This is a genomic window from Clostridium sp. (assembly GCF_036569345.1).
Lineage (GTDB): Bacteria > Bacillota > Clostridia > Clostridiales > Clostridiaceae > Clostridium_AD.
Genome location: NZ_DATCQT010000204.1, coordinates 1 through 3029, shown reverse-complemented (window position 1 = coordinate 3029; position 3029 = coordinate 1). Strand labels below are relative to the sequence as shown.

Sequence of the window (3029 nt, the reverse complement as noted above, 5' to 3'; positions counted from 1 at the left end):
GTGCGGAACAATTAGGCGAATTGACAGCAGAAGTACTTGCCATTGAAGGCGATATAAATGAAAGTATTGCGGGTTTCACAGCCGGTTATGAAGGCCTGGACGATAAAGCAAAGGAAAACCGCCTTAATGAAATAGCAGATTGTTATTACAGAGAAAAATATTTATTGCGTATTAAAGAGAGTTTGAATACATTTGCAACCCGTTTCGGAACGAAATAAACTTTTTTCCGGAATGATGACAGGCCCAGATGGCGGAATCGGTAGACGCGCTGGTCTCAAACACCTGTGGCCGCAAGACCGTGCCGGTTCGACCCCGGCTCTGGGTACTGATGGTTAAATGTGAAAGCTGTAAGTCAAGTACTTACAGCTTTTTTTATTTCAGTACATACTATATCACATACATTATTGTCGTTGGACCGTTCTGCTGAAGTGTTTCAAAGATTGCTTTATTTTCCTTCCTGGTGTTTTCATGGATATGAAAATAATTTCCCAGTTGTCGATAGACGCTATGCTAATTATCATTAGTCATTATTCGCAAAATCATAATTTTGAATTATTTAGTGATTTAAAAACAAGTTCAAATCATTGGAGGATTACGGAAGCTATTAAAACTTTGTTAAGTTTTTCTGTACGAATCAATTGTTTTTGCCTTTTGAAAGGAATCCTGTATCTGTGTATACACCAAAGGCTTATTAATAATTGGAAAATCAGGTAAGGTCTTCGATTTTAGCTTTTCCTTTACCGGTGGTTGACCTGTTAAAATTATTGGTTTAATTTTTTTTATATCTTTATCATTAAGTATTTGGGAAATCAGTTGAAAACCATCTAACTGGCTATTAACAGATAAATCAATATCAATTAACACGTAATCAAAGTCTATTAATTTCTTTAAATCTCCAAAAGCTTGAGATGAATTATAAATAGTGTATTCTAACGCTTTCCTATAGTATATTATATTAAACGCATTAAATGCAGATTTAATTTCATCAAATTCGTTCTCAAATATTGCAACTTTCATGACAGTTTAAATTTAAGAAAAATAAACATTATTCCATTTTTAGTTTCACACGAATGTTCAATTTTTAATTCTTGTAAAAACTGTTTGAGAAATTTTATTCCCTTATTGCCTTTTCTTTGTAAAAGTTCATTTATTTCACCGGTGTTGAAATCATTAACGTAATCTGTTACCAATTTTGCATTACTTTGGAAATCTTTTATTTCGTTACTTAATGTCATTGATAAAGTAGTGGTTGCGGCGTCAATCCCTAATTCAATTTTTATAGCGGATTGAGAATGTTTATTGTAATTATCAATTAATTCGATAAAAACAAAATCTAACGCTTTCATATTAACGTTTAAAGAATTTTCGAGCTGTGGAATATCAGTTGAATTTAAATTAATCGAAACAGGTTTAATACAGTCTTCTAAAAAAGCCTGTCTTAAATAAGTAATGAACGATTTAATTTTCATTTCTTCAAATTCAGCAACAATTTTTGAACTGGAGGTGTATTGAGCAATTTGCATCATTTTGGTTTGGATGCTCTTAATGTTTAGTGTAGATCTTTTAAAATCACTATCAATTAGTTCATGCCATTCTGCAACGTGTTCATCATTGATTTTTCCAGCGTTAAGATCATTTACCATTTTAAAATAGTTGGTAACTGGTGATAATTTATTCGCTAAAAAATGTATAGCATTCGCCGCTGCATCTATATTTTCAAATTCATTTTTACTTTTATCAAAATATTCCTTTCTCAAACGACTCATTTCAAGTTCTAAGGCATTTATTCGCAATATGCGCAGGAATATGGGGACAAATACTTTTTCTATAAGAATTCCAATATAAATAGTTGATATACTTTTTTCCGATTCAATTAACACAAAGTTTGACATCCCGGCAGTCTTTTTTAAATTAAGTCCCATACCATTTTCTATTACTTCCCCGTTAATTGAACCACTTACTTCATTAATAAATCGTCCTAAATTTTCGGCTTTAGAATCATTAATTTCATAAGTGTAAATAAAATCAGAAGAAATAATTACATATGGAACTTGGCCTTTAAGTACTTTAAAGAAAGTTATTCTTTTTATTTTTACTATTTTTTTTAAAAAAATGTCGTGATTTATTGTTGAAATAATTACTCGTAAAATCCTATAAATCTTCAGAGGAGAGTCTTTTTCTATAAGAAAACCCTCAATTATGGTATCCAATTTGTTGTTAACTTTACTCAAAAACATTCTAAAAGCAATGGATAGATTTATTAAAGAAATCGCAATAATTGGAACTATGTAATAAAAATCCAGTTTGAAATGATTCGTAATAAAAAATGAGATAATTGTAAAACAATATAATTGTATCGAGAATGACTTTCTGATACTGTCGTGGGTATGATTTAATGCATTAACTAGGGGTAGTAGAATAAAAATCACCAAATCCGCAGTTAAATGCCCAGCCTGGAATGCAATATAAGTAATAAAGGCAAAATCATTCAAAAGTCGAAGAACTCTAAAATATCGTATCTTTTTTCTAAAAAATAAGAACAGTAAAATATACACTAAGAATACTAGGAATGTATAAAATAAATTGAAGGAACCAAAGTAGCGTATAACAAGCGTTAAGGCATAGGATATTAAAATGATTCTAAAATATATAGAATTCTTCTTTTTTATACTTTCATCTAAATCTTGAGATATTGACATTTAAAAAATTGATTTAAAGTGTTCGACGAACTTATCTATACAAATTTTTAGAACGATTATTATGAATACTAATTTCCCTAATACAGCGATTAATACGCCAAAAATACAAGTAGGTTCAACAAAGCCTTCGGAATTTATTCCGAAAATTGCCAAAATCGTGTTGCAAAAATGATTTATTAGGAAGTTATCACTAACAATAGTTCGTTAAAGTTTGATATAAACATTTGATTTACAGTAAAATAAGTAAAAAATAAGTCAGAAATAATTTGATTAAACCCCTGATAATCAGTATCTTAATAGTATTTTCTCACAATTCTGTTAAGCATGACT

General features: G+C 29.8%; 3 protein-coding genes and 1 tRNA gene. 2 read left to right on the top strand and 2 right to left on the bottom strand.

Annotated elements, in window-relative coordinates:
* Positions 1-218 (top strand): hypothetical protein (locus VIM70_RS21740; RefSeq protein WP_331947870.1); only part of this gene is annotated, 218 nt, incomplete at its 5' end.
* A 23-nt stretch (positions 219-241) separates the two neighbouring features.
* Positions 242-325: transfer RNA gene (locus VIM70_RS21735), tRNA-Leu, on the top strand.
* A gap of 290 nt (positions 326-615) precedes the next feature.
* On the opposite strand, the gene VIM70_RS21730 is transcribed toward VIM70_RS21735, so the two are convergent.
* Entirely contained in the window at positions 616-1017 is a 402-nt protein-coding gene (locus VIM70_RS21730; protein ID WP_291112046.1) for a hypothetical protein, read from the bottom strand.
* Entirely contained in the window at positions 1014-2492 is a 1479-nt protein-coding gene (locus VIM70_RS21725) for a hypothetical protein (protein ID WP_331947869.1), read from the bottom strand. The genes VIM70_RS21730 and VIM70_RS21725 overlap by 4 nt, the downstream gene beginning before the upstream one ends.
* Positions 2493-3029 lie beyond the last annotated feature (537 nt).

What these genes read in the sequence shown, in the direction of transcription:
- VIM70_RS21730 (WP_291112046.1), bottom strand. Translation starts at nt 1,017, where the DNA reads ATGAAAGTTGCAATATTTGAGAACGAATTTGATGAAATTAAATCTGCA.